This window comes from Psychrobacillus psychrodurans (assembly GCF_050209195.1).
In the GTDB taxonomy this organism is placed as follows: domain Bacteria; phylum Bacillota; class Bacilli; order Bacillales_A; family Planococcaceae; genus Psychrobacillus; species Psychrobacillus psychrodurans.
Window position 1 is genome coordinate 1,717,887 of sequence record NZ_CP189791.1, and the last position, 24,759, is coordinate 1,742,645.

Consider the following 24,759-nt stretch of genomic DNA (forward strand, 5'->3'; position numbering starts at 1 on the left):
ATGTTTTCAGCAATCTTTGGCTCAGTGGAACAAGGATTTATATATGCAATTATGGCACTCGGCGTGTATTTGACATTCCGAGTGTTAGATTTTCCCGATTTAACGGTGGATGGTAGTTTTGTGACTGGTGCAGGTACTGCCGCAGCAATGATTGTTCTCGGTTATCATCCAGCTATTGCAACAATTGTAGCAATTGTTGCTGGTTTTTTAGCGGGCTGTATGACTGGCCTTTTACACACGAAAGGAAAGATTAATCCGTTACTTTCTGGGATATTGATGATGATTGCTTTGTATTCGATTAATTTACGGATAATGGGATTCACTGTTGAGAACTCGGTAGGACGCCCCAATATTCCTTTAATGAATTCAGAAACTCTTTTTAGTCAGTTTTTTAATTGGTGGGGAAGTTTAGGTATTGATGATTCGATTAATGGATTCTTAACTTCTATGGGTATACAGTACGTTCCAAAGACTTGGGGTACAGTGGTTATTGTTGCTATTTTAGTAGTTATTATAAAATTAGTTTTTGATTGGTTCTTAAAAACTGAAGTTGGATTAGCGATTCGGGCTACTGGAGATAATAAAAAAATGATTCGCAGTTTTTCTGTTAATACAGATACGCTTGTCATATTAGGGCTTGGACTGTCAAATGCATTAGTAGCATTTTCGGGAGCTTTGTTCGCTCAATATTCTAAAGCAGCGGATATAGGTTTGGGTATCGGTATGATTGTGATCGGGCTTGCATCTGTAATTATAGGCGAGGCCATTTTCGGTACAAAAACAATTGTTCGTACGACTCTTGCAGTAATAGCAGGTGCTATTATTTATCGAATTGTTTTAGCTTTAGCACTTCGAGTGGAAATAATGGACACTGGTGATATGAAACTTATCACAGCGATAATTGTAATTGTTGCGCTAATTTTACCTCAGTATTTTGATAAACGTCGTGAAAAAATTAGGAAAGCAAAACGTCATGAACTTCGTGAGTCTCAAACTTTGATAAAAAGTAAGGAGGGTGAGAACCTTGCTTAAATTACGCAATATTAACAAGATTTTCAATGAAAGTACCGCAGATGAGAAAATTGCTTTAGATCAAATTAATCTTGAATTAAAAGTAGGGGATTTTGTTACGGTTATTGGTAGTAATGGTGCTGGTAAATCTACCATGTTAAATATGGTATCTGGAGCATTATCACCAGACTTCGGACAAATTACAATAGGTGATAACGATGTAACAAAACTACCAGAATTTAAGCGTTCTCAGTTTATCGGAAGAGTGTTTCAAGATCCGATGTCGGGAACTGCACCTACTATGACAATTGAAGAAAATTTAGCAATAGCATACTCTAGAAATAGAAAAAGAGGTCTAAAAATTGGTGTGGATAAACAAAGAAAAGAGTTTTTTCTCCACTCATTAGAAAGATTGCATCTAAATCTGGAAAATCGATTAAACGCTAAAGTTGGATTACTTTCTGGCGGGGAGAGGCAGGCATTATCCTTATTGATGGCTACCTTTACACAGCCTTCCATTTTATTGCTGGATGAGCATACAGCAGCACTTGATCCTTCTCGTGCGGAATTAATAACAAATTTAACGGAAAAGCTGGTCAAAAAAGATAATCTTACCACTCTAATGGTAACTCATAATATGCAACAAGCATTAGACTTAGGAAATCGCTTAATCATGATGGATAAAGGACAAATTATTTTAGAGGTCGGAGAAGTAGAAAAGAAAAATCTAACAATCGAAATTCTAATGGAAGAATTCCAACGAATTAGAGGTCAAAAGTTTACGAGTGACCGAACACTATTATCGTCATAAAAAAGTAAAAGAGTAGCTAAAGTGCTGCTCTTTCATTTTTTTGTGATTTTGGGTAACTGGATATTTGATAGATTTTCTGTTTCGCAAGTAATTATTTTCTTAACGCAAGTAAGTGTTTTTTTATTAATATTAGTAATAATGAAATGTACTATGTTAAAAGAAAATCTACATTGTTTAGGGCAACACATTCAGTTGATAGGAGTGGAAGGTGGCGACTCCGGCGGGATTAGTGAGACAGATGATGGTTCATCGCTCACCCCGCGAAAAGCGCCCACCTGTTACGGAAATCAGGGGTTTAATCTTTTAACTCCAATGAATCCAGTGTTCACGAGACGTCTTTATATACTTGCTTTTTAAAAAAGTGGCTAGTCGTAACCTTAGTTACGACTAGCCACTCTAAGTTTTTCTTCTTAAGCCATTGCAGCTTCGACATTACCCCATGGAATTTCCATAGCTTCTGCAAGTCCTTGTCCGTAAGCAGGATCAGCTTTGAAGCAGTGAATGATATGACGAATCTTAATAAATTCCTCTACACCATTCATATTACGTGCTGTGTTATCAATCAGAATTTCTTGTTGCTCTGAGCTCATCAATCTGAAAAGCTTACCAGGTTGCTCATAATAGTTATCATCATCTTCGCGGAAATCCCAAATACCAGCATCTCCTTGAAGTGCTAAACGAGGTTCTTTGTATTCTGGTTGAGTTTTCCATTGACCATAGCTGTTTGGCTCATAGTGAAGTGTGCTTCCTTTATTACCGTCAACACGCATCGCTCCATCTCTATGGAAAGAGTGTACAGGGCATTTTGGTGTGTTAACTGGAATTTGGTGATGGTTTACACCTAAACGGTAACGTTGAGCGTCCCCGTATGAGAATAAACGACCTTGAAGCATTTTGTCTGGTGAGAAGCTAATACCTGGCACAACGTTAGCTGGTGTAAAAGCTGCTTGCTCAACTTCTGCAAAATAGTTTTCAGGATTGCGGTTAAGTTCCCATTCACCAACTTCGATTAGTGGGAAGTCTTTTTTGTACCAAACTTTAGTTAAGTCAAATGGATTGTAAGGCATATTATTAGCTTGCTCTTCAGTCATTACTTGAATGTACATTTTCCATTTAGGGAAGTTACCTTCTTCAATATTATCGTAAAGATCACGTTGATGACTTTCACGGTCTACCCCTACAACTTCAACTGCTTCTTGGTCAGTTAAGTTTTCGATATCTTGCTGCGAGCGCATATGGAATTTTACCCAAACGCGTTCGTTATTAGCATTGATCATACTGAATGTATGACTACCGAAGCCATGCATTGTACGGTAAGATTTCGGAATTCCTCTGTCACTCATTACGATAGTAACTTGGTGAAGAGCCTCTGGTAATGACGTCCAGAAATCCCAGTTATTATTAGCACTACGCATATTAGTACGTGGGTCACGTTTAACAGCATGGTTTAAATCTGGGAAATTAAGTGGATCACGGAAGAAGAATACAGGAGTGTTGTTACCAACTAGATCCCAGTTACCTTGTTCAGTGTAGAATCGCATAGAAAAACCACGGATATCACGTTCAGCATCTGCTGCCCCACGTTCACCAGCTACAGTTGAGAAACGAACGAACATTTCTGTTTCTTTTCCAATTTCAGAGAAAAGAGCTGCTGAAGTATATTGAGTAATATCATGAGTTACAGTAAATTTACCATAAGCACCTGATCCTTTTGCGTGCATACGACGCTCAGGAATTACTTCTCTATCAAAATGTGCTAGTTTTTCTAATAACCATACATCTTGTAATAAAAGTGGTCCTCGTGGTCCGGCTGATTGCGAGTTTTGATTATCTACTACTGGCGCGCCCGCTGCAGTTGTCAATTTGTTGTTGTTGTTTTGATTTTCTGACATTCAATTTCCCCCTAGATTAGAATATTTATAATACAAGAATCATTATATCAAACGGATGAATATATTGCTAGAATTGAGGTGTGGAGATTTAAAAAACTTTATTTTAGTACAATAAAAAATGCAACATCAATCGTTACAAACGTTGATGTTACATAGGTTTTCGTTAAATTAGCAATTCAAACAAGGTACTATCCTTATTTACTTCCTTAAAGGAAAATCCATTCTCATTCATACGAGAAAGTATGCCAGAATAGTCATTTCTATTTTTTAATTCAATACCTACAAGAGCCGGTCCACTTTCTTTATTGTTTTTCTTTGTATACTCAAAAGTCGTAATATCATCATCTGGTCCAAGAACTTTATCAAGAAATTGTCGTAATGCTCCAGCTCTTTGAGGGAATTTTACAATGAAATAATAGAGTAATCCTTCGTAGATTAATGATTTCTCTTTAATCTCTTGCATACGACCAATATCATTATTCCCTCCGCTGATAACGCAAACTACCGATTTCCCCTTGATCTCTTCACTGTATAAATCCAATGCCGCAACTGATAAGGCTCCAGCAGGTTCTGCGATAATGGCATGTTTGTTATATAAATCTAAAATCGTTGTGCAAACTTTTCCTTCAGGTACAAGGATAATATCATCTACGTATTTTTTGCAAAGATTATAAGAAAGATTTCCGACACATTTTACTGCCGCGCCGTCCACAAACTTATCAATTGAATCTAACATGACTGGGCCTTCGTTATTAAAGGCAGCCTTCATACTAGCAGCTCCTGCAGGCTCAACGCCAATCACTTTAGTATGAGGTGAGACGTTTTTTATATATGTAGAAAGACCAGATATTAATCCGCCACCTCCTATACTACCAAACAGAAAATCTAGAGGAACATCGATGTCATTCATAATTTCTACCGCGACAGTAGCCTGACCCGCAATGATTTCAGCATCATCAAATGGGTGGATGAAAATTCTATCCTCTAATTCTGCATAAGCAGTTGCACTGTCTGCAGAGTCGTCAAAAGTATCCCCAGCAAGAATGATTTCAACAAATTCACGTCCAAACATTCTCACTTGCTCAATTTTTTGTGAGGGAGTGGTTAATGGCATAAAAATTTTCGCAATGATTCCTAATTGTGCACAAGCATATGCGACTCCCTGTGCATGATTACCTGCGCTGGCACAGACAACCCCTTTTTCCTTTGCCTCTACCTCAATAGTTCTAATCTTATAGTATGCTCCACGTAATTTAAATGAGCGGACATGTTGTAAATCTTCGCGTTTAAAGTAAATAGATGCTCCATACTTTTCGGATAAATATTCATTTTTTTGTAGGGGAGTATGGTAGACAACATCTTTTAAAAACTGATGTGCAATAAGAACATTCTCGACTTGTATAGATTTCGTATCTGTTAATTGCATAATAGGAACGGTACCTCCATTTTTATATTTAACTTGCGTCTGAATAAGCCTCCTACTTCTAAATGCGGAGATGACTGCTGTAATGGCGCATAGGTGTTATTGATAAAGATTACTATATTTTAACACACTACATCGTTAAATCAACAGCGTTTTATATAAAATTCTAAATTATTAAACAATAAAATGCGATTTAATGTTCATTATTCACATTAAAAATGTGAAATTAACAAAAAATGTTGACTTTATCGATAAAAACGAACATAATATGTTCATAGTAAACGTTTTTATAAAAAGGAGAATTGTATGACGACTCCATTATTAAGAAAGAAACGCATTATTGAAGAACTCTCCGTCAAAGGTAAAGTAGATATTTTAGATTTAGTGAATTTGCTTGATGTATCTGCTATGACAATTCGCCGAGACTTAGATGAATTAGAAAAGCAGAAAAAACTGATAAGAACTCATGGTGGAGCTGCAATACCCGAGGCTATTATTGCTGAACAGAGTTATCTACAAAAAATTTCAGAGGCACACCCTCAGAAAATGGAAATTGCTGAAATAGCAACTACGCTAGTACAAGATGGCATGAAAGTATTCCTAGATTCTGGGACAACAAACTTTGAGATTGCTAAACGTCTAAAACGGAGAGAAAATCTCACAATTGTTACAAATGATATCAAAATTGCGGCAGAATTAATGGATAGTAAAGTGGATGTCATTATGCTTGGTGGAAAAATACAAAATGGTGTTGGTGCCGTTTTTGGAACATATGCAGAAAAAATGTTAAAAGAAATCCATGTAGACATACTATTTTTAGGTGCACATGCAGTTCATTCTACATTAGGAATTACGTCTGCCACGTTGGAAAAGGCTTCTATTAAAAGAGAGATGATTAACAGTAGTGAAGTTGTTTATTTAGTAGTAGATGCACAGAAGTTTGGAAAGAAAGCGTTTGCTAAAATAGCAAGTATTGATTCTGTGACGGCTATAATAACAGATCAATCACTACCAGAAGAAGTAGAAGAAATATACAGCGAAATGACTACCTTTATAAAGGGTGTGAGAAAGTGAAAGTTGGAATTATTGCAGACGATTTAACTGGTGCTAATGCGACAGGGGTGTTGTTATCTAAAAACGGATTTAATAGCGCTACCGTAGTATTTGGAGGAGAGGTACCAACAATTGGTGGATTTACCTCCATTAGTGTAGATACAGATAGCAGATACTGCGCGCCGGGTTCTGCACAAACAAGAGTTTTAAAAGCGTACGAACAGCTTTCAACATGGGGAGCAAGTGTGTTTTGTAAGCGCATCGACAGTACTGTACGTGGAAACCTTGGAGTAGAAACAGACACATTATTAGATGCATTAGGAGAAAACAGTGTGGCAGTAGTAGTTACTTCTTATCCAGATTCGGGACGTATCTTATCTGGAGGTTATCTATTAGTAGATGGCGTACCTGTGGAGTCTACTGATGTTGCAAAAGATCCTATGAATCCAATTACGATATCCCATGTGCCAACTATTATGAGTGAGCAAAGTCAGTATCCGGTTTCTCATATAGGATTAGGAAGAGTTTTAAAAGGGAAAAATAGTATACATCTAGAAATGATGAGACAAATAGAGGCAGGTAATCGGATTATTGTTGTAGATGCTGTAACCAATGAGGAAATCGATCATATAGCGGAATCGATGGCTGCAATTGAGGGTGTGATTTTCGTACCAGTGGATCCAGGTCCATTATCCGCATCTTATAGTCGTTTGAAAGCGCATCAACATGTCTTGACTAACAAATTCATTGTGACAGTTGGTAGTATAACTCCTTTAACTGGAAGACAGCTTAATTACTTAATTGAAAAGAAAAACGCTGATCCGGTTTACGTAAATACGGCGGCCTTAGCTTCTACCAGTAGTACGTGGGAAGATGAAATTGAGCGCGCAATGAAGGAAGCGATTATTAAACTTGAAGAGCAAGAAGTTCTAATCATCACTACTTATGCACCTGGTGCGGGGAAATTAAACTTAAAAGAAATTGCCGTTAGGGAAGGGGTAACGGAAGAAATACTTGCTAAACGTTTAACGGAAGGCTTGGCAAGGGTTACTCATAGTGTTATTGACCAAACAGAGCACACAATTGATGGAATGTTTTCCAGTGGTGGAGATGTAACAGCAGCTTTATGTTCTGTTAGCGAAGCGCAGGCTATCGGTTTGCAGGATGAAGTACTTCCTTTAGCGGCGTATGGTCATTTTATAGGAGGAGTTTTTGATGGCATTCCTGTAATCACTAAAGGTGGCATGGTAGGGGATAAATACTCTATTTATAAATGTGTAAGATTTTTAACAAACAAAAAAGAAGAAGGAAGTGTTTAGGAAATGACTACAGTAAGAGAAATTATTGCGATTCCTATGGGAGATGCGGCCGGTATTGGTCCTGAAATAACAGTGAAATCTTTAGCAAAAGAAGAACTTTATACTATGTGTAAACCATTAGTAGTTGGGGATGCGAACATACTTCGTAAAGCAATCGAGGTAACAGGAGTAAAGTTAAGTGTTAGTGTTGTTACATCTCCTTCTGAAGGTTCTTATGAATATGGAACAATTGATGTAATGGATTTAGCTAATATTAATATGGAACAATTCGAGCCTGGGCAAGTTTCGGCACAAAACGGTCAAGCAGCATTTGAATTTATCAAACGCTCAGTAGAACTTGCAATGGCTGGAGAAGTTAAAGCAATTGCAACTACACCGATCAATAAAGAATCATTAAAAGCAGCAAAAGTTCCTTATATCGGCCATACAGAAATGTTAGAAGATTTAGGTGGTGCACCTGATCCACTAACAATGTTCCAAGTAAATGGAATGCGAATTTTCTTCTTAACTCGTCATGTGTCAGTAGCAGAAGCAATCACACAAATGACAAAAGAAAGAGTTCGTGATTATTTAAATAGATGTGACAAAGCTCTGCAACGTCTTGGAGTTGAAAATCGTAAGCTTGCTGTTGCAGGATTAAATCCTCATGCAGGTGAAGGCGGTCTATTTGGAATGGAAGAAGTAGAAGAAATTAAACCGGGAGTTGAGCTTGCGAAAGCAGATGGAATCGATGCCTATGGTCCGGTACCAGCAGATTCAGTTTTCTTCCAAGCACTTCATGGTAAATATGATGCGGTTCTTTCTCTATATCACGATCAAGGTCATATAGCTGCGAAGATGACGGATTTCCACCGTACGATATCTATTACAAATGGGCTTCCTTTCCTGCGTACATCTGTTGATCATGGTACAGCATTTGATATTGCTTGGAAAAACATTGCTTCTGAAGTAAGTATGTACGAGTGTATCAAACTTGCTGCAGAGTATGCGCCGAAATTTACTCGTGAATCATTGTAAGTAATATAATAGAAGGAAAGTAATTTACTTTCCTTCTATTTTAAAAATAGAGTTTTGAAAGGGGTTACATGGGAATGACTTTAGAAATGCAAATGTTACTTGGTTTAGCAATTGGTATTACAGTTCTTATTTTACTTGTTTTAAAAACTAAAATTCATGCTTTCTTAGCCTTAATAATTGCTGCGTCAATTACCGGATTAATAGGAGGAATGGAGCCGCTTAAAGTCGTAAACTCAATTACCTCTGGTTTTGGAAATACGTTAGCCTCTATTGGTATAGTAGTAGGTTTAGGGGTAATGATGGGCCGTATTTTAGAAGTTACTGGTGCAGCAGAAAAACTTGCATATTCATTAATACGACTAGTTGGTAAGAAAAAAGAAGAATGGGCAATGGCAATTGCTGGTTATATCGTTTCGATTCCAATTTTTGTAGATTCAGCGTTTGTTATTTTAAATCCTTTAGTTAAATCTTTATCGCGTAAAACTGGTAAATCAGTAGTTACACTTGGAGTTGCACTTGCAATTGGATTGGTGGCAACTCACCATGCAGTTCCACCAACTCCAGGACCATTAGGAGTTGCGGGTATTTTTGGTGTAGATATTGGGGAAATGATATTTTGGGGTCTCATTTTTGCAGTGCCTATTATCATTGTAGGAGTATTATATGCAAAGTGGCTTGGGAAACGAATCTATCAATTACCAGAAGAAGATGGAGAAGGATTTGTTCGTAAAGATTCATCTGAAGTAGTGTATCATGATTTCTTAGCAGCATCGCATGATCGTGAGAAAGAACTTCCTGGTTTATTTAAATCGTTTTTCCCAATTTTATTACCAATTATTTTAATATTCTTAAACACAACTTTGTCTGCTTTGGAATTTACAGGTGGAGCTTGGGATTACGTATTGTTCTTAGGTCAACCAATTATCGCTTTAGCTCTAGGATTAGTAGCAGCTATTTACGGCTTGGCTAATTATATGAAGCGTGAAGAAGCGTTGGACAGAATGGAAGAAGGTATGACAACAGCAGGTATTATCTTACTAGTTACTGGTGCCGGTGGTGCTTTAGGTACTGTTTTACGTGATAGTGGTACTGGTGACTATCTTGCGGAAATTATTGCAGGATTGCCGCTTCCAGCAATATTAATTCCATTCTTCATTGCTTCTATTGTACGATTAATACAAGGTAGTGGGACAGTTGCAATGATTACTGCAGCTTCAATATCGGCGCCAATTTTAGCGAATTTAGATGTCAACTTAGCTCTTGCTGCTCAAGCAGCCGCATTAGGTGCAATGCTATTCTCATACTTTAACGATTCCATGTTCTGGGTTGTTAACCGTATGCTTGGTATTACTAAATTGAAGGAACAGGTTTTAGTTTGGTCGGTTCCTACAACGTTAGCTTGGTTAACTGCATTAATCATGTTAGTAACCGCTAATGCTATCGTGGGTTAAAAATATTACTATTGGAATAAGATCGCTAAAATATTAGCGATCTTATTTTTTATGGATGTGAATGAGTAAATCTCAGCATAATTTTGAATTATAGTGATATACTAACAACCGTAAGTAAACATTACCAATTCCTTAAACAACTGAGAAAGAGGAGATGTTCAAATGACAATTAAAGTAACGGCTATTATAGGAAGTAATAGAAAAGGTTCATACAATTTAAAACTAGTGGAGTACATAAAAAAACGTTATTCCGAGCAATTGGATATTCAAATAGTATCCATTAATGATGTAGAAATGTTTAGTGCAGATATAGAAGAGAATCCTCCAAAAGGAGCAATGGAATTTAAGATGAAAGTTCGTAATTCAGAAGCTGTACTATTTGCAGTTCCAGAGTATAACTTCTCTATTCCGGGCGCATTGAAAAATGCGATTGACTGGATGTCACGCAGTGGACATGACCTTAAAGACAAACCAACTTTTATCGTAGGATCTTCTATGGGTGTACTAGGTAGTGTACGTGCGCAAATGCATTTAAGAGAAATTATCTCCAACCCGACTCTTCAACCAAAATTACTGCCAGGCAATGAAGTATATATTGGAGCTATTCATACAAAGATAAATGAACAAAATGAAATCACAGACCAAGCGACAAGTGATTTCTTAGATCAAGTCGTTAATAATTTTGTGGAATTCTATAACAAAGTTAAATAAGTATGTTAAGAGGCTGGGACAGAACCCCCAAAACAGCATTTTTCTCTCTGAGAAAAATGCTGTTTTTTTGCTATGCACAAAACTGATTTCCATTACAGGGACGCTTTCCACGGGCGTGGCCTGAGCCTGTAGTCTCAAGCATCACGCTATTCCCGTAGGAGTCGCCCCTCCATTCCAATCAATTTGATTAAATATCCATTATTTAGTAAAGGTTTCTCCATATCCAATAAAATTTCTACTTCTGTCCCCGCCTCTTTATGCAAATTTATTTTATAGAGGCTAAAGGACATTTTGGGTTACACATAATTTCATTAATAATACTATTTGATATGAATAAAGTGTAGTAGAGGTAAAATTAAAGGAGATGTATTCGGATTGGAAAATTATTTGAAAAGTGCTGTCTTTGAACATCAGTTTTGGCTTCGGGTGCTAGGAGACCATTCTCGCTTTATTCATGATTCTCTTTATCCTTCACAGAAGGAGGACATCGCAAAGGCAACTTATTTTATCCAGCAGTTCCATCAACTTCTTCCTCAAGTAAATTCTTTGAATGAAGCAAATGCCATTTCCTTCGCGAGTATTGCCGCAGAGTATGTGGAACAACTAAAATCATTTAAACTATCTATTATTAAAAGACATTTACTAGGGGACATGGGTATCCACCTCACGCCTACTTTCTTGAGTCATATGGTTAATGAATTAGAAGAGTATCAACTGGTATTAAGCTACCTGGAAAAAGGTGAAGTACCACCAATTTTTCACGAATTGCACCATCATTTAATTTGGCTCATGGACGCTTCCGGTCATGCTGGAGCAATCGATGCTCGAATGGATGATGTAGAAAAAAGACTAAAGGAAAAAAGTCGAACCTTTGCCAAGCATTTTGATCAGTTTTATATAAAAGCGGTTGAATTGACTGGTTACCTACGCACAAATATCAACAAGTTTCCAGCATTAAGTAGATTTAATGATAATGTAGAAGTAGAAATGGATTTATTTTTAACTTTTTTAAATGAACTAGAAGAAATGGAACTTAGTGCAGAAGTACTTGGGACTTTTACCGTTTCAATGGCAGACCATATGGCAAGAGAAGAAAAATATTATTTAACCAAGGTGGCAGAATCCTCAAATGTAGAGAACATGTAAACTTTCGTGAATGGAATACCATTGAATTATGATTGTTAGCCTTCTGTAACGTCCAGTCCTATATTTATCAAGATTAGTTGCGATGCTTTAAAAGGCATCGCTCTTTTCGTTTATCGTAGGAACAGGTTGTGTGCTATTAGTTAAAAGAATTGATAATCTATTGATATTGGCCCAGAAGCGAGAAAAATTGTACTACAAAATCATGAAAAACCTTTTCAGAAGGGGAGAGATTCCGTGTAGCTGGGCTAATAATTCCTACTGTTCTTCGTATATTAGGCAATTCAATTGGTATTTTTTTTGTGAATCTAGGTGTAGAGTCATAGAAGGTACTTTCAGGTAGTAGTGTTAGTCCTATTCCTGCCGCAACTAATCCTTTGATTGCATCCATATCTTCACCTTCAGAAGAAACTTTTGGTGTGAAACCAACAGAATTACATGCCTCGACAACTAACTTCTGCATAATGTATCCCTCAGGGAATAGTACAAAATCCTCGTTTCGTAAATCAATGAGAGGAATCTTATCTTTTTTAGCAAATGGATGGTTTGCATTCAAAAGAACAGAGAAGTTCTCGGTAAATAGAATCGTGTTATTCAAAATACTATCTTTAGGAGGTAGAGGACCTAAAAACGCCAAGTTAATCTCTCGATTCTTAACTGCTTCTATTAAGTAAGTGTATGATCCTTGGCGCAAATGAAAAGCCACATTTGGATGCTCACTTTTGAAAGCAGAAATTACTGTTGGCAATAAGTGACCAGCTAAACTAGTAGGAAAACCTATTTTAATAGTACCTTTTTCTGGGTCTAAGTATTCATCAATTTGTTTCTTTGCAAAGTCAATTGCCTTAATTGCAGAGACACTATGCTCCAAGAAAATCTTACCGATTGGTGTTAATTTTACATTTCTACCAATTCGCTCAAATAATTGGACCCCTAGTTCATCTTCTAAATTAGCTATCTGTCTACTGACAGCAGACTGTGCAACATGTAAATGGATCGCTGCCTCCGATATATGTTCTCTTTCTGCAACTTCTATAAAGTATCTCAATTGGCGTAGTTCCATCGTATTCTCCTTATCTATCTCAATATTAGATGATTTATATCCAAATTATATATTGTTTATATTATTTTGAAAACATACAATATTCCTAAGACACTTTTTCAGTTTAAAGGGAGGTATAAACATGACATTTCACCAACTACCACAAGCACAAGGTATGTATGACCCGTCTTTTGAACATGACGCATGTGGGATAGGTTTATACGCAAATATAAAAGGTAATGCAACACACGATATCGTAAAAAAAGGACTTGAGATGTTATGTCGTTTAGAGCATCGCGCTGGGAGAGGTGGCGATGGTAAAACAGGTGACGGAGCTGGATTAATGGTTCAAATACCTGATATTTTCTTTCGGGTTGTTTGTAACGAATGGGTCTTACCCGAAAAAGGGAAGTACGGAGTAGGTATGTTATTTTTCACAAACGATTCTGATGAACGCAAATTAATAGAACAAAAAATAAACGAATTGATAGTTGCGGAAGGGCAAGTTCTCATTGGTTGGAGAACTGTACCAATTGATACAAGTGAGTTAAGTGATAAATCGAAGGAAACGGCACCCTTTATTCGACAAGTTTTTATACAATCGAATGACGAAATGGAATCTTTAGCTTTTGAACGCAAATTATATATTATTCGTAAACAAGCTGAACATTGGGCAGAACGTCATGGCCTAAAATTCTATTGTGCGAGTCTTTCTAGTCAAACGATCGTATATAAAGGACTGCTTACTCCAGAAGAAGTCGATTTATTTTATATCGATTTGCAGGACGAATTATTCACTTCTGCATTTTCACTTGTGCATTCTCGCTATAGTACTAATACGTTTCCAAGCTGGGAGCGTGCACATCCTAATCGATATATTGTCCACAACGGTGAAATCAACACATTACGTGGAAATATCAACTGGATGAAAGCTCGAGAAAAACAATTTGTATCAAAAGCATTTGGTGATGATCTAGCAAAATTACTACCCATTATTGATACAAATGGGAGTGATTCTTCCATGCTAGACAATGCATTTGAATTATTTGTTTTAGCTGGCAGAACACCAGCCCATACTGCTATGATGCTTATTCCAGAGCCTTGGACTGAGAATCCGCATATTACAGAGGAAAAAAAAGCTTTCTATGCATATCATAGCAGTTTAATGGAACCGTGGGATGGTCCAACAGCAATTTCCTTCACTAACGGAAAACAAATAGGAGCTATTTTAGATCGTAATGGATTGCGACCTGCTCGTTACCTAGTTACAAAAGATAATTATATTGTGTTCTCTTCTGAAGTTGGAGTAGTGGACATAGATGAAGAAAAAATTCTATATAAAGAACGTCTAAGCCCTGGTAGAATGCTGTTAGTTGATCTGGAAGAAGGTAGGATAATTTCTGACGAACAAATAAAAACAGAGATGGCGCAAGCTCAGCCTTATCAACAATGGTTAACAGAAAATATGTATAAGCTTCCAGTAACTAAGGAAAAAGTTGAACAAATAGATGATTTGTTATTTCGACAAAAAGCATTTGGTTATACATTTGAAGATGTGCATAAGTATATAATTCCTATTGCAATGGATGGTAAGGATCCAATCGGGTCGATGGGGAATGACACACCATTAGCGGTATTATCTGATCGACCTCAGTCATTGTTCAATTATTTTAAACAGCTTTTTGCCCAGGTTACTAATCCTCCAATTGACTCTATTAGAGAACATATTGTAACTTCAACGATGACACTGCTTGGAGCGGAAGGGGATTTATTACATCCGAACGCAACTAATGCGAAACGAATTTTCTTAGATACACCTATATTAACAAATAGTCAATTAGCACAATTAAAAGAGAGTAAAATAAAAACATTTACAAGTGCTGTTCTTTCACTTGATATGTCAGAAGATTTAGAATTAGATTTAGATCTTCTAACAAAAAAAGTGGATGAATTGGTAGAAGAAGGATCCTGCCTATTTATACTTTCGGATAGATCGATCTCCAAACAGCAGCAAACAATTCCTGTATTATTAGCAGCAAGTCATGTACACCAACATTTATTGCGTAATGGAAATCGTACGAAAATAAGTATTATTGTGGAATCTGGGGAAGTGCGAGAGGTACATCAGTTTGCTGCACTTATCGGATTTGGTGTAGATGCTATCAATCCTTATCTTGCTTATGCGACGATTGGAGAGGCTATCCAAGATGGACATATAACGAGTAGTTATTCAGAGGCTGTCGCTAAATATAGTAAAGGAATTGCAGATGGTGTAGTTAAGGTCATGTCCAAAATGGGGATTTCTACTGTCCAAAGTTATCGAGGCGCACAAATATTTGAAGCTGTTGGTATAAGTAAAGACGTTATTGAGCGTTATTTTACAGGTACAGTATCACAACTTGGTGGAATCGATTTATCAACTATTGCAATGGAAACTGTTAATAGGCATGAACAAGCAGTTATTGCTTCAGATAAATCTTTAGAATCAGGTAGTGATTTTCAGTGGAGAAGTACTGGAGAACATCATGCATTCAATCCTAAAACAATTCATACACTTCAATGGGCAACTAGAAGAGGAGATTATGGATTATATAGACAATATGCAGAGATGGCAAATGAGGAACGAATTGGATTTTTAAGAAATCTTTTCACTTTCGATAAAGGAATTAAAAGTATCCCTCTTGAGGAAGTGGAATCTGTTGATAATATAGTTAAACGCTTTAAAACAGGTGCCATGTCTTATGGATCATTAAGTCAAGAGGCACACGAAACATTGGCTATTGCGATGAATCGAATCGGTGGGAAAAGCAATAGTGGAGAAGGTGGAGAGCATCCGAGCCGTTATGAGCTAGATGCTAATGGTGATAGCCGAAGAAGCGCTATTAAACAAATTGCATCAGGACGATTTGGTGTGAAAAGTCATTATCTTGTTCAAGCAAATGAATTACAGATTAAAATGGCACAAGGTGCAAAACCAGGAGAAGGTGGTCAATTACCAGGCAACAAAGTATATCCTTGGGTTGCAGATGTCCGTGGTTCTACAACTGGGGTTGGCTTAATCTCTCCACCGCCACATCATGATATTTATTCCATTGAAGATATGGCCCAACTTATCCATGATTTAAAAAATTCAAATAGGGCAGCAAGGATTAGTGTGAAACTTGTAGCAAAATCGGGAGTAGGCACAATCGCTGCTGGTGTAGCAAAAGGAGCGGCTGATGTAATTGTAATTAGTGGGTATGATGGTGGAACAGGTGCATCACCTAAAACAAGCATTAAGCATACCGGGCTTCCTTGGGAACTAGGACTTGCTGAAGCACATCAAACGTTAATGTTAAATGGTTTACGCGATCGTGTAGTGTTAGAAACTGACGGGAAATTAATGACCGGTAAAGATGTTGTAATGGCAGCTCTACTTGGTGCAGAAGAGTATGGATTCGCAACAGCACCTCTTATTGTAATGGGTTGTATTATGATGCGTGCATGTCATTTAGATACTTGTCCAGTTGGGATAGCCACACAAAATCCAGAGTTACGTGATAAATTTACAGGAACAGCAGAATATGTAGTAAACTTTATGAAATTTGTAGCGGAAGAAGTTAGAGAATACATGGCATTATTAGGATTTAGAACAGTGGAAGAAATGGTAGGTCGAACAGATGTATTAGAGATTAGTGAGCGTGCCAAATCGCACTGGAAAGCAAAACAACTAAATTTAGATGCCCTATTATTCCAACCAGAAGGTACGAGAACTTGGAAGTCACAGCAAGATCATAAAATTGATGAATCATTTGACATGAGAGTTTTACTGCCGAAATTGAAAAAAGTAATAGAAACTCAATCGAAGGCGGAGCTATATTTCCCTATAACTAACAGAGAGCGTGTTGTAGGAACAGTAATTGGAAGTGAAATTTCTAAAAAATACGGTGCACAAGGGTTACCGGATGATTCGATCGTTTTAAGATTTACCGGAGCGGCAGGGCAAAGCTTTGGTGCATTTATACCAAAAGGAATGTCGATGTATATTACAGGCGATGTAAATGACTATTTTGGAAAAGGATTATCAGGTGGAAAACTAATTGTTACAGCACCTATACAAGGTAAGGCTGAACAAAATGTAATTGCTGGAAATGTCGCGCTTTACGGGGCAACAAGCGGAACTGTATTTATAAATGGACGTGCTGGGGAGCGCTTTGCAGTTCGAAATAGTGGAGTAGATGTAGTCGTGGAGGGTATTGGTGACCACGGATGTGAATACATGACAGGTGGCCGTGCTGTCATTTTAGGTGATGTAGGGAAGAATTTCGGAGCAGGAATGTCTGGAGGAATAGCATATGTTCTTGTCGATGATGTGAGCGGGTTTAAAGAAAAATGTAATACAGAAATGATTGGATTTGAACAAATTCAAACAACAGATGAACTACATGCTTTACGACAATTAATAATGGATCATTATTATTACACGAAGAGTACAAAAGCGATGAATTTATTAGATAACTGGGATGATGCAGCTAGTAAATTTGTGAAGGTTGTACCAAATGACTATAAAAAAATGGTGGATAGGATTCAGTCATTTAAAATTCAAGGCTTAACAGATGATGCTGCTGCCATGCAAGCATTTTTGGCAACTTCAAATGTGACGAAACAAGAAACGAAAGTTCTAGCAAAAAAATAAGGAGAGGGGAGATACTAATGGGAAAACCTACAGGATTTATGGAATATAAGCGTGAAAAAGGTAAAGAGGTGGCCCCTCTCAAACGTATTAATAACTGGAAGGAATACTCAGCTAAATTAACTGATGAGTCTCTACAAAAGCAAGGCGCAAGATGTATGGACTGCGGGACTCCGTTTTGTCATATGGGAATAGAGGTAAGGGGTGCGACTTCAGGTTGTCCTATTAATAACTTGATTCCCGAATGGAATGATTTAGTATACAAAGGACAATGGAGAGAAGCGCTTGAGCGTTTACAAATGACAAATAATTTTCCGGAGTTTACTGGAAGAGTCTGTCCTGCACCATGCGAAGGTTCGTGTACTTTGGCTATTTCAGATCCAGCAGTTTCCATAAAAAATATTGAGCGCACTATTATCGATAAAGGATTTGAGAATGGATGGATAGTCCCTAGAATTCCTATATCGAGAACTGGTAAAAAGATTGCTATTATCGGCTCTGGCCCTGCTGGTCTTGCAAGTGCAGATGACCTCAATCAGGCAGGTCATTCTGTTACAGTTTTCGAACGTGCAGACCGAGCGGGGGGACTTCTCATGTATGGGATTCCAAATATGAAACTGGAAAAAGATATTGTTGAACGTCGAATTCAATTGCTCCAGCAAGAAGGAATTGATTTTGTACTTAATACAGAAGTTGGGGTGGATATCTCAGCCGACTATTTAAAGGAACAGTACGATGCAGTAATCTTGTGTATTGGAGCTCAAAAACAACGTGTTCTTCACATGGAGGGTAACGAATCTAAAGGAATACATCTTGCGATGGATTATCTTACTACGACTACTAAAAGTTTGTTAGATTCAAATTTTAAGGATGACCAGTTTATCAATACAAAAGGTAAAGATGTCATAGTTATTGGTGGAGGAGATACGGGTGCCGATTGTGTGGCGACGGCCCTTCGACAAAAGTGCCGTAGTGTAGTTCAATTTGGTAAGCATCCACAACTTCCATTAACACGTGCGGAAGATAATCAATGGCCAACTGACCCAACTATTTTTAAACTAGAATATGCTTACGAAGAAGCTGATGCAAAGTTTGGAAAAGATCCAAGAGAGTATTTAATTCAAACGAAGAAAATCATCGCGGATGCAAATGGCAATTTAAAAGAATTGCATACCATTCAAATGGAAAAAATTCTTGGTGAAGATGGGTTCTACTTTTTTAAAGAAGTGCCAGGTACAGAAAAAGTATGGCCTGCTCAGTTTGTATTTATCGCTATTGGCTTTGAAGGAGCAGAAACTACTTTAGCAGACCAATTAGGTGTACGAATTACCAATAAAAAGATTGCTGCATCTTCAAAAGACTACTTAACAAACGTTGAGGGAGTCTTTACAGCTGGTGATGCAAGAAGAGGACAAAGCCTAATTGTTTGGGCTATTAAAGAAGGCCAAGAAGTAGCTAAACGAGTAGATGAATATGTTAGTAAAAAACCGGTCATAGTCTCATGACCGGTTTTTACTGTGCTAGCGAACTAAAGTTTTTGTTCCGTTTTTGCCCATAAGATGTCATAATAGTTACATAACGAATATGGAGGCAATAACATGATTGGTATTATAGATTATGGTGCAGGAAATTTACATAGTGTATTAAAAGCAATTAAACAACTTGGATATGAAACGAAACTCATAACGGGAGATAGTGATCATACTGATGAGATTTCAAAGATTATACTCCCTGGTGTTGGAAACGCAAAAGTGGCTATGGGTGTTTTAAATAGTACAGGCCTAAGTGATTATCTTAAAGTGAGGGTTTCTAAAGGGGTTCCATTATTGGGTATTTGTCTTGGTATGCAACTTTTATTAGAAACGAGCGAAGAAGGGAATGTTCCTTGTCTAGGATTACTCAAAGGAGCAGTACCTGAATTTACCGATGAATCGGAGAAAATTCCACATATGGGTTGGAATCAAGTGAAAGATATTCAAAGTCATTTTCTATTTGAAAATATTCCAGATGAAACGGACTTTTACTTTGTTCATTCCTATTTTGCGAAACCAGAGTTACAGGAAGAAATATTAGGTGAAACAAATTATGGTATTAATTTTGCTTCGGTTATTGGTAATTCACAAGTGATGGGTGTACAATTTCATCCTGAAAAAAGTGGTAAGTATGGTATTCAGCTTTTAGATAATTTCTGCAAGCAAGGAGGTAAATAATATGCTTAGAAAACGAATTGTACCAGCCATTGATGTATTAAATGATCAAGCAGTCAAGTATGTTCAGTTTAGAAACCCTACTATTATAGGTGATCCCGCAGAGCTTGGAAAAAAATATACCGAAGATGGTGCTGATGAATTAATCTATCTTGATACTACGGCATCCTTGAAAAACCAAGATTTAAAACTGGAATGGATACAGCGTGTCGCTGAACAAGTAAATATTCCATTTTCCGTAATCGGTGGTGTGCGTACGGTAGAAGATTTCAAAAATTTACTACGAGCTGGGGCAGATAAGGTAGGGGTAAACTCAGCTGCAGTAATGCGTCCTGAGTTACTTAAAGAAGCAGCAGATATTTACGGCAAACAATGTGTCGTATTAGGCTTAGATGCCATGCCAATTTATAATGATGAAGGGGAGATTGTTAGGTGGGAAGTTTACACTCATTCTGGCCATGAGAAAACCGGATTGGATGTTGTTGAGTGGGCACAGCAAGCCGCTGACTTAGGTGCTGGAGAAATAATTTGTACGAGTATCCACAAAGACGGCATGAAAAACGGCTATGATGTAGAACTAATAAAGTTATTATCTGAAAAAGTAAATATCCCAATAATCGCTTCAGGTGGAGCAGGAAAAATCGAACATATTGAGGAAGTCTTCTCGGAGGGGAAAGCAGATGCGGCTTTAGTTGCATCCATGATTCATTACGGTGATTATACAATTGGAGAGATCAAATCTTATTTGCAAACTAAAAATGTGAATGTACGACTTACTTAATAGAAGAAATGACTTAGTTTTTACTGAGACTAAGTCATTTTTTCTGGCTTAAATTTTTAAATGAATGTTGGTGGGGAAATGTTGAATCGCTCGAATGTTTGGGAGAATCACTAGAATGTGTTTGAGAATCGCTCGAATGTTTGAGAGAATCACTAGAATGTGTTTGAGAATCGCTCGAATGTTTGAGAGAATCACTAGAATAGGTTTAAGAATCGCTAGAATGTTTGAGAGAATCACTAGAATAGGTTTAAGAATCGATCAATAAGTCCTGCAGATTCTGAAGGCTATCTTATTCGATTATCTCCCATCCCCGTTCTGTAGCCAGTTTCCGTAGTTTCTCCTCAGGTTTAACTGCTACAGGGTTACCCACTAACTTTAAAACAGGCAAGTCTGAAAAACTATCGCCATATGCAAAACTATTTTCCCAGTCTATCTGATGGTCATTCAATACTTCATGGACCTTCAATGTTTTTTGTTCGCCATTTATATGGTTAATAATATTTTTGGTATAAACTTTTTCATCCTTATACAAAATATCAGTTCCTATTATCTGGTTAAACACAAGTCCGTCTGTTACACGCTCTAAAAATTGTGTGTAAGCTCCAGATACAAGTAATATGTGAAGATTCTCTTCTTGATGAAGTTTTAGTCTATCCAACACTTTTGGGTTAAAATCCTGTTGCATGACAACTTTGATTTCCTCGAAATATGCATCCATTTCCTGTTTTGAAAGACCTTCGAAAGCTTCTAAATATAATTGCATAGAACGTCTTTTCATCCTGCTAGCTGGATATAGTTTAAGTTTGTTTGCTATGTATGGCGGAACAATTGCACGATAAAAGCTTTTATATGAAGATTGATAGATAGGGTGTTCTTTTAGATGTTTCATTAGTATGGTAAATGTTTCTTCTGCATAGAGAGTTCCATCAAAATCAAATATAGCTACTCGCATAAATTCCACCCTTTTCTCAAATAATAATTTATAAAATTATTATACATGAATCAATTTCATAAAAGGAAATAAACTAGTGTGATCCGAACAACGATGATTTTTGCTCTAGGGGGACGCTTTCCACGGGCACGGTTTCAATCTCCTCATTAGTTTCTAGGGGCTTTTAGCTCTCACTATTCCCAAATTACGATATTACGTAAGTAATTATGAATTGACTCACATGAATAATTAAAAAATCGCCCCAAACTAACGGGGCGAGATTTATAATTTAGCTCATCATTTTGCCTTGTGCTGGAGCATAAGCGTTCAATATTGCCTGCATACTTTGCTCGTCTAGTTGTGGAACTTGATAATAATGATGTTTATTTTGATAAATGGAAAGCTCATAAGCCATTTCAATACAGTTTGGAATTGAGTCTGCAAGTACACGGCGGACAACTGGATTGGTTGTTTCTAATGCTGCGGTAGTTTTAGCAGTGGCAGAGGCTTTAGCAGCATCAAGCAGATAACCTGAAATTATCTCATCCGAAAGCTCATTTGCAGATTGGATTGGTTTTTTTGGCTGTGAAGGTTTGATGCCATATATAAAATCGTTTCCTGTTTGCATTTTATAGCTAGTTGTAGGATGTGACGGATCTTTACCGGTTTTAAAACATTCTACAGTAATATTATACTCATCTACTGCGAATGCGTATTGTCGGTCTAAAATATTGAGCAATTCTTGGTCTTTGACATGTGGACGTAGAAGCGTTTTTAAATTCAAACCAGAAATAGCTGTTGAAAGTACTTCATGAACGTCAAAAACCTCATGACCACCATGATTCATATTCTGCGGTATGCTACCTGTTTGCATATTTTGATGAGTTTGCCCTTGACCTTGTCCAAATGGGTTTTGTGTCATTCCAATTTTTCCTCCTTTTAGAAAATGTGATGAAACATCCTTTATAGATTGAACAAAATGAAACATAATATGCAGGGCAAAAAAAATAAAAAGACAATCCCACCTAAGTTTCTTTGGGATTGTCTGTCGATTTGAATTTAGCTCTCATTAACTAGTAGTAATACTCCGATTAAGGCTTGGATCAAGTAAAAAAGTATAAGTGTGAGACAACTGGACGTAAAGCGTCACATGTGGATTTGTCTATGTGACTAAAAATCTTTAATTGTCTAATCATTGGGATAAACTATTCGATAGTCGCGGCTAACCTAAATATTAGGGAATATAAGAATTGATACATTTCTTCGATTGAAGAGGAGTCATTGAATCCATTTAAATAATTGATAGGTAAATTTATTTCCCATAAACCTTCATTAGCTGCAAACATCATACTATATTGCATTTTCTCTGAATTATAATGCTCATCTAGAAAAGCTCTTATTTCTGCTGAATATTTCTTTTGAATATATAGCCCGAACATTGCAGTATATACTTCAAATACCTCATCGTATTCAACTGCAATTGCATCAACACTAACAATGTCCAATACTTTAGTTTCTAAAAAAGTATACTCTTGAATATTGTCTTTAAAATATGAAATAGGTGATTGTAAAAATGCTATTGATTCTTTAGATATCAGTTCATCTGTTTCTTTGTTATATCGTTCAATAATTGCCTCGCTAAATAAGTTTTGTGGGATGACATTTAATCCTGCAGGAAGTAAATGATTTTTCTCTGCAAAATCTTTTTCCTCCTCCGTCAGTACTATTTCTTGGTCTGATGTTTCTTCAATCTTTTTAGTGAGTTTATTTTTAATCATAGAAATTGATTCCTCTCTTCTTCTGCTATTTCTTCTGCCATTACTTGAAGGTCGTATGCATCTATAACGATTATTCGATAATCATTTTTTTCAGCATATTGCTCAGCTAATTTTTTAATGAACTTAGGTGAGCCTTCATTTTCTTCGTCATAAACTAGTAACATGCCATCCGAATTGCGTACAACAAACTTATTTCTCTCGATAAACTGCCAGGGAGCTTCATACGGTTTCTTAGTCACACTAGTATGATAATTAGCTTGCATTAATAGGCGTTCATACTTTTCTTTCTTTTGTTCATTCCAATTTTTTTCTTGCTCTAAAAAGGGGGTAATAATGGCGAATTTCACATCTGGGTATTCGGCTTTTAGTTCTAGAATTAGTTCAGCACTCCAAGTTTCTACACCTTGGACGCCACCTAATATAATCCATTCTAATCCTTCATCCAATAAAACACGTAGTTGATTTTCTATAGCTCTTTTGATAATAGGTATTCCTTTATGTGAATCATTAAATATACCTAATTCATGTGCTTTATAACCTGTTATTAACAATCTTTTAATCATTATATCACCCTACTTATCATAGCATGTTCCTTTACCCATATAAAATCTTATCTCGTATGACTTTAAAAACGATAGAGAAAATTATTGTAGGAAGAGGGAACTCCCTAATATTTATTTTTCTTTAACAATTTACAATTAGTTTGTAGCTAACTAAGAAGGGAATGAAGTAAAATGACTGAGTTATCCGTAGAAACAAATGTTTCAGAGATTGTAAAAGAAGTACCACAGACCGGTGATTTGTTTAGAAAACTACGTATAGATTTTTGTTGTGGAGGGAAAATACCTCTTAGAACTGCCGCAATAGATCAACATTTAGATCCAGATGAGGTTTTTGAAAAAGTGAAAGGCATTCAATCGAAACAAACAGAATATAAACAATTGCTACCAACTTCTTTAGACGAGAAAGCGTTGATCGAACATATACAAACAAAACATCATGCATATTTACGTGAAGAATTACCTTCTTTAACACCGTATATAACTAAAGTATCAAAAGTGCATGGGGAAAATCATCCTCATCTTATGAGAGTTAAAGAGATTTTCACCGTTTTAAAACGTGAGTTAATCGATCATACCGACGATGAAGATCATGTTGTTTTTCCACTAATAAATCAATTTATAGAAAACCCAACGGAAGAACACGCAAAACAATTACAACCACATGTACTAGAATTGGAAGAAGAACACGAAAATGCAGGTAATTTACTGAAAGAACTCCGAGTAATTACCGATAATTTCACACCTCCAGAAAGTGCTTGCGGTACATTTAGATTGGTATACCAACGTCTGGAACAACTCGAAAAAGATACATTTGAACATATTCATTTGGAGAATAATATATTGTTTGAAAATGTAAGGACAGCAATTTAATAGAAAGGTCGCTATTTAGTCGAAGATACATTGACAAATATAGCGACTATTTTTATTTAGATGTATAGAAGCTATAATGATAGA

Annotated in this window: 20 protein-coding genes; 13 read left to right on the top strand and 7 right to left on the bottom strand. The window is 36.7% G+C overall.

Annotated elements, in window-relative coordinates:
- Together ACQCPR_RS08090 and ACQCPR_RS08095 are read left to right on the top strand one after the other, a co-directional pair.
- Nucleotides 1-1,032: an ABC transporter permease gene (locus ACQCPR_RS08090; RefSeq protein WP_241598866.1), complete on the top strand. Its 1,032-nt coding sequence runs from the start codon at nt 1-3 to the stop codon at nt 1,030-1,032.
- On the top strand, nt 1,025-1,822 hold the full coding sequence (locus ACQCPR_RS08095; protein WP_241598868.1) for an ABC transporter ATP-binding protein: 798 nt from the start codon (nt 1,025-1,027) through the stop codon (nt 1,820-1,822). Before ACQCPR_RS08090 ends, ACQCPR_RS08095 begins: the two co-directional genes overlap by 8 nt.
- A 410-nt stretch (nt 1,823-2,232) precedes the next feature.
- Here the strand turns inward: ACQCPR_RS08095 and ACQCPR_RS08100 are convergent, their stop codons facing one another.
- Together ACQCPR_RS08100 and ilvA are read right to left on the bottom strand one after the other, a co-directional pair.
- The gene (locus ACQCPR_RS08100) at nt 2,233-3,714 is read right to left on the bottom strand and encodes a catalase (protein ID WP_340879519.1); all 1,482 of its coding nucleotides are present in this window, start codon (nt 3,712-3,714) and stop codon (nt 2,233-2,235) included.
- A gap of 163 nt (nt 3,715-3,877) precedes the next feature.
- Complete coding sequence (gene ilvA / locus ACQCPR_RS08105; protein WP_427138722.1) at nt 3,878-5,140, bottom strand: threonine ammonia-lyase IlvA; 1,263 nt, start codon at nt 5,138-5,140, stop codon at nt 3,878-3,880.
- 303 nt (nt 5,141-5,443) lie between these two features.
- Here ilvA and ACQCPR_RS08110 point away from each other — a divergent pair, with 303 nt between their 5' ends.
- The 6 genes from ACQCPR_RS08110 to ACQCPR_RS08135 all read left to right on the top strand — a co-directional run bounded on the left by ACQCPR_RS08110 (nt 5,444) and on the right by ACQCPR_RS08135 (nt 11,834).
- On the top strand, nt 5,444-6,211 hold the full coding sequence (locus tag ACQCPR_RS08110; RefSeq protein WP_090561646.1) for a DeoR/GlpR family DNA-binding transcription regulator: 768 nt from the start codon (nt 5,444-5,446) through the stop codon (nt 6,209-6,211).
- The gene (locus ACQCPR_RS08115) at nt 6,208-7,509 is read left to right on the top strand and encodes a four-carbon acid sugar kinase family protein (protein ID WP_090561643.1); all 1,302 of its coding nucleotides are present in this window, start codon (nt 6,208-6,210) and stop codon (nt 7,507-7,509) included. The genes ACQCPR_RS08110 and ACQCPR_RS08115 overlap by 4 nt, the downstream gene beginning before the upstream one ends.
- Nucleotides 7,510-7,512: 3 nt before the next feature.
- Nucleotides 7,513-8,526, top strand: coding sequence for a 4-hydroxythreonine-4-phosphate dehydrogenase PdxA (pdxA, locus tag ACQCPR_RS08120; RefSeq protein ID WP_090561641.1), 1,014 nt, complete (start codon nt 7,513-7,515; stop codon nt 8,524-8,526).
- Nucleotides 8,527-8,600: 74 nt separating this feature from the next.
- Nucleotides 8,601-9,977 carry a gluconate:H+ symporter gene (locus ACQCPR_RS08125; protein WP_090561639.1) on the top strand — a complete coding sequence of 459 codons (1,377 nt, stop codon included), beginning with the start codon at nt 8,601-8,603 and terminating at the stop codon, nt 9,975-9,977.
- A 162-nt stretch (nt 9,978-10,139) separates the two neighbouring features.
- Nucleotides 10,140-10,688, top strand: a complete 549-nt coding sequence (locus tag ACQCPR_RS08130; protein ID WP_427138723.1) for an NADPH-dependent FMN reductase — start codon at nt 10,140-10,142, stop codon at nt 10,686-10,688.
- A gap of 375 nt (nt 10,689-11,063) precedes the next feature.
- Nucleotides 11,064-11,834: a DUF2935 domain-containing protein gene (locus ACQCPR_RS08135; protein WP_427138724.1), complete on the top strand. Its 771-nt coding sequence runs from the start codon at nt 11,064-11,066 to the stop codon at nt 11,832-11,834.
- 157 nt (nt 11,835-11,991) lie between these two features.
- Here ACQCPR_RS08135 and ACQCPR_RS08140 read toward each other — a convergent pair whose 3' ends face one another.
- On the bottom strand, nt 11,992-12,894 hold the full coding sequence (locus ACQCPR_RS08140; RefSeq protein WP_090561633.1) for a LysR family transcriptional regulator: 903 nt from the start codon (nt 12,892-12,894) through the stop codon (nt 11,992-11,994).
- A gap of 121 nt (nt 12,895-13,015) precedes the next feature.
- Here ACQCPR_RS08140 and gltB point away from each other — a divergent pair, with 121 nt between their 5' ends.
- From gltB to hisF, 4 genes are all read left to right on the top strand, one after another.
- Nucleotides 13,016-17,548 carry a glutamate synthase large subunit gene (gene gltB / locus ACQCPR_RS08145; protein WP_427138725.1) on the top strand — a complete coding sequence of 1,511 codons (4,533 nt, stop codon included), beginning with the start codon at nt 13,016-13,018 and terminating at the stop codon, nt 17,546-17,548.
- A gap of 17 nt (nt 17,549-17,565) precedes the next feature.
- On the top strand, nt 17,566-19,050 hold the full coding sequence (gene gltD / locus ACQCPR_RS08150; RefSeq protein ID WP_090561629.1) for a glutamate synthase small subunit: 1,485 nt from the start codon (nt 17,566-17,568) through the stop codon (nt 19,048-19,050).
- A gap of 93 nt (nt 19,051-19,143) precedes the next feature.
- Nucleotides 19,144-19,755: an imidazole glycerol phosphate synthase subunit HisH gene (gene hisH / locus ACQCPR_RS08155; protein ID WP_427138726.1), complete on the top strand. Its 612-nt coding sequence runs from the start codon at nt 19,144-19,146 to the stop codon at nt 19,753-19,755.
- A 1-nt stretch (nt 19,756) separates the two neighbouring features.
- Nucleotides 19,757-20,533, top strand: a complete 777-nt coding sequence (gene hisF / locus ACQCPR_RS08160; RefSeq protein ID WP_340879524.1) for an imidazole glycerol phosphate synthase subunit HisF — start codon at nt 19,757-19,759, stop codon at nt 20,531-20,533.
- 289 nt (nt 20,534-20,822) lie between these two features.
- Here the strand turns inward: hisF and ACQCPR_RS08165 are convergent, their stop codons facing one another.
- The 4 genes from ACQCPR_RS08165 to ACQCPR_RS08180 form a co-directional block, all read right to left on the bottom strand.
- On the bottom strand, nt 20,823-21,485 hold the full coding sequence (locus ACQCPR_RS08165; protein ID WP_427138727.1) for an HAD family hydrolase: 663 nt from the start codon (nt 21,483-21,485) through the stop codon (nt 20,823-20,825).
- Nucleotides 21,486-21,753: 268 nt separating this feature from the next.
- Nucleotides 21,754-22,386, bottom strand: a complete 633-nt coding sequence (locus ACQCPR_RS08170) for a spore coat protein (RefSeq protein WP_090563504.1) — start codon at nt 22,384-22,386, stop codon at nt 21,754-21,756.
- Nucleotides 22,387-22,669: 283 nt separating this feature from the next.
- Complete coding sequence (locus ACQCPR_RS08175) at nt 22,670-23,242, bottom strand: hypothetical protein (RefSeq protein ID WP_090561620.1); 573 nt, start codon at nt 23,240-23,242, stop codon at nt 22,670-22,672.
- The gene (locus ACQCPR_RS08180; RefSeq protein WP_241600265.1) at nt 23,239-23,805 is read right to left on the bottom strand and encodes an SLOG family protein; all 567 of its coding nucleotides are present in this window, start codon (nt 23,803-23,805) and stop codon (nt 23,239-23,241) included. The genes ACQCPR_RS08175 and ACQCPR_RS08180 overlap by 4 nt, the downstream gene beginning before the upstream one ends.
- Before the next feature lie 171 nt (nt 23,806-23,976).
- Between ACQCPR_RS08180 and ric the strand changes: the two genes are divergently transcribed.
- Entirely contained in the window at nt 23,977-24,675 is a 699-nt protein-coding gene (gene ric / locus ACQCPR_RS08185) for an iron-sulfur cluster repair di-iron protein (RefSeq protein WP_093494712.1), read from the top strand.
- The last annotated feature ends 84 nt before the right edge of the window (nt 24,676-24,759 follow it).

Excerpts from the sequence above, each read along its gene's own strand:
- ACQCPR_RS08090 (WP_241598866.1), top strand. The coding sequence starts at position 1 with ATGTTTTCAGCAATCTTTGGCTCAGTGGAACAAGGATTTATATATGCA.
- ACQCPR_RS08100 (WP_340879519.1), bottom strand. The coding sequence starts at position 3,714 with ATGTCAGAAAATCAAAACAACAACAACAAATTGACAACTGCAGCGGGC.
- ilvA (WP_427138722.1), bottom strand. The coding sequence starts at position 5,140 with ATGCAATTAACAGATACGAAATCTATACAAGTCGAGAATGTTCTTATT.
- ACQCPR_RS08110 (WP_090561646.1), top strand. The coding sequence starts at position 5,444 with ATGACGACTCCATTATTAAGAAAGAAACGCATTATTGAAGAACTCTCC.
- pdxA (WP_090561641.1), top strand. The coding sequence starts at position 7,513 with ATGACTACAGTAAGAGAAATTATTGCGATTCCTATGGGAGATGCGGCC.
- ACQCPR_RS08125 (WP_090561639.1), top strand. The coding sequence starts at position 8,601 with ATGACTTTAGAAATGCAAATGTTACTTGGTTTAGCAATTGGTATTACA.
- ACQCPR_RS08130 (WP_427138723.1), top strand. The coding sequence starts at position 10,140 with ATGACAATTAAAGTAACGGCTATTATAGGAAGTAATAGAAAAGGTTCA.
- ACQCPR_RS08140 (WP_090561633.1), bottom strand. The coding sequence starts at position 12,894 with ATGGAACTACGCCAATTGAGATACTTTATAGAAGTTGCAGAAAGAGAA.
- gltB (WP_427138725.1), top strand. The coding sequence starts at position 13,016 with ATGACATTTCACCAACTACCACAAGCACAAGGTATGTATGACCCGTCT.
- gltD (WP_090561629.1), top strand. The coding sequence starts at position 17,566 with ATGGGAAAACCTACAGGATTTATGGAATATAAGCGTGAAAAAGGTAAA.
- hisH (WP_427138726.1), top strand. The coding sequence starts at position 19,144 with ATGATTGGTATTATAGATTATGGTGCAGGAAATTTACATAGTGTATTA.
- hisF (WP_340879524.1), top strand. The coding sequence starts at position 19,757 with ATGCTTAGAAAACGAATTGTACCAGCCATTGATGTATTAAATGATCAA.
- ACQCPR_RS08165 (WP_427138727.1), bottom strand. The coding sequence starts at position 21,485 with ATGCGAGTAGCTATATTTGATTTTGATGGAACTCTCTATGCAGAAGAA.
- ACQCPR_RS08170 (WP_090563504.1), bottom strand. The coding sequence starts at position 22,386 with ATGACACAAAACCCATTTGGACAAGGTCAAGGGCAAACTCATCAAAAT.
- ACQCPR_RS08175 (WP_090561620.1), bottom strand. The coding sequence starts at position 23,242 with ATGATTAAAAATAAACTCACTAAAAAGATTGAAGAAACATCAGACCAA.
- ACQCPR_RS08180 (WP_241600265.1), bottom strand. The coding sequence starts at position 23,805 with ATGATTAAAAGATTGTTAATAACAGGTTATAAAGCACATGAATTAGGT.
- ric (WP_093494712.1), top strand. The coding sequence starts at position 23,977 with ATGACTGAGTTATCCGTAGAAACAAATGTTTCAGAGATTGTAAAAGAA.